The 2,098-nt window shown below is 63.0% G+C and carries 2 protein-coding genes; one reads left to right on the forward strand and one right to left on the reverse strand.

What is annotated here, in order from left to right; genetic code table 11:
* Positions 1 to 81 precede the first annotated feature (81 nt).
* The gene (locus BMF89_RS21315) at positions 82 to 1,737 is read left to right on the forward strand and encodes an O-antigen ligase family protein (protein WP_078109040.1); all 1,656 of its coding nucleotides are present in this window, start codon (positions 82 to 84) and stop codon (positions 1,735 to 1,737) included.
* A gap of 133 nt (positions 1,738 to 1,870) precedes the next feature.
* Here the strand turns inward: BMF89_RS21315 and BMF89_RS22230 are convergent.
* Positions 1,871 to 2,098, reverse strand: a 228-nt coding sequence (locus tag BMF89_RS22230; RefSeq protein WP_216353877.1) for a hypothetical protein, incomplete at its 5' end; no start/stop codon positions are given.

Here is a 2,098-nt window from a genome sequence, read left to right on the forward strand (position 1 = left end):
ACCGGCACCATCGTCATCCCCGGGTGCCCCGCATTCAGCGTTGTGTCTTGCCAACCGAATGTCTCGTCAAAAGATCGACTAATGAGAGAGTTCGACCGTTCTTCCGGGGCCGGAAGGGCCTTGCTTGGACGCTGGCCACGCTATGAGGGTGTGCTTGTGCTGGGGGTCTACGCCGGGCTGATGATCTTGGGCGCGAAGGTGCTCGGCGGACCGGAGCGGAACCACCGTTGGCCCGTGTTGCTCCGTGCTTTGGCAGGGGTGTCCGTCGTTTTAGCCCTCGTCTCGTTGCTGGAGTCAGTGGGGCTGCGTCCTCTGGGCGGTGCTGCGGACCTCCGCCCTGGAGCGACGCTGGGGAACGCCTCCGACCAGGGGTTGGTGGGCCTGATGATCACCGCCGTGCTCGCGCTGCCGGCCATCCGGGGCCATCGCGTCAACTGGTTTCTTTCCGCAGGCTGTGTTGCAGCTGTGTTCACGACCGTCCTCTCGGGATCAAGGGCAGCGCTCCTGGGCCTGGTTGTTGCGAGCATCATCCTCGTACTTGGAGTCGTGCTGGGAGAGAGACGCATCGACCGGCGGATCTTTGCGACGGTGATCTGTACCGTGGTGGGGGCAGGACTTCTGATCCTTCTCGTTCCCGGGCTGCGGGAACGGCTGATGACCGGCTCCACGATAACCGGTCGCTGGCTTCTTTGGGGGCAGTCACTGAAAATGGCCGCAGACCACCCCTGGACCGGAGTGGGACCGAGCGGCTTCGTCGACGTCTTCCCGGCTTATCAAAACCAGCAATGGGCCATCCAAACAGGCGGAGACTTCCCGCCGGACTCCCCGCACCTTTGGCTCCTTCAGGCATTACTGGCGGGTGGGATTCCGCTACTCCTTGCGGCCCTGCTGCTGGGGGTGTCGGTCCTGGCCGCTGCTGTTCACCGCATCCGCACCGCGGATAATCCGCAACGAACCCAGCTGATCGGGTCTTTCGCAGCTATAGCCGGATACTGCGCGGGACTGCTGACAGGCTTCACCTCCCCGGGCACCACTCCGCTCGCTGTCTTCCTTTGCGGGGGACTTATCGCCACAACCGCCCAACAAGCTCCATTACTGACGGGAAAATTGGGTCTTGCTGTTGAAAGACTGCGGTCCGGTCGTGTTCGCTTCGCTTTGGGGGTGGGTGCCGTTGCCGCGGGTTTAGCCATCGCGCTGCCGGCAACGGCCGCGGAATGGCCAATGGACGCGGGAGCCCGCTTGGCCCGAGACGGCGACATCGCCGGAGCGGAAGATCAATTCCAGGCCGCGTACTCACTGAGGCCCTGGGACAGCGACACAGCCCTGCTCGCGGCCCAGGCATTCGCCGGGCCAGCCTCCGACGGAAACCCTGAAGCGGCCGCCCGGGCCTTAAAGTGGGCAAAAATCTCCCTGGCCCGAACACCGGGCTCGATCGAAGCCGGTCTGGCCCTGTCCATCGGTTATATGCATACCGGAAACCTCCAGACCGCTAAAGATCACCTCGATACCCTCATCGCCCGCGCCCCCTACACCACAGCGCTCTACATCCAACGTGGCGTGGCGAACTTCGGACTCGGCGAACCCACGCAGAGTCTTACCGATCTGCAGACCGCCGCATCACAATCACCGTCTTCACCACTGCCATGGTCGATCATGGCCGGCATTTACGATCGAATCGGCGACCACGACAAGGCAGCAGCAGCACGAGTCCAGGCCGACCAGATAAGTCGCCAGTAACGACCCGCCGACGACGCCGTGACCATTACCGATCAATGCAGGTGCGCGTAGCCCAAATGGAACGAACCAATCCAATCGAAGGCGCAGCCCGTGCCTGCCGCTGCTGAAGGCAACGGTAAAAGAATCGGCCGGCTTATCGCGGCACCGCCCGGGGCTGCACCCCCAACGGTCCGAACGCCTGGCCGACCGCACTGGAGATAGCAAAATCTGCGTCGCCGCCCCAAACAAAGGACGCGATGTGGGCACGGTTTTGCGTTCTCGAGGGGTTCGGCGTGTCTAGAACGAGGGTCTCCCGCATCTTTTCGGACCAGCCGGAAAGCATCATGGCGATCTGATCTGCTCTCTCCGCGATTTTCGGGCA

Source organism: Arthrobacter sp. SRS-W-1-2016 (assembly GCF_002009585.1).
GTDB classification, from domain to species: domain Bacteria; phylum Actinomycetota; class Actinomycetes; order Actinomycetales; family Micrococcaceae; genus Arthrobacter; species Arthrobacter bambusae_A.

What these genes read in the sequence shown, in the direction of transcription:
- BMF89_RS21315 (WP_078109040.1), top strand. Translation starts at nt 82, where the DNA reads ATGAGAGAGTTCGACCGTTCTTCCGGGGCCGGAAGGGCCTTGCTTGGA.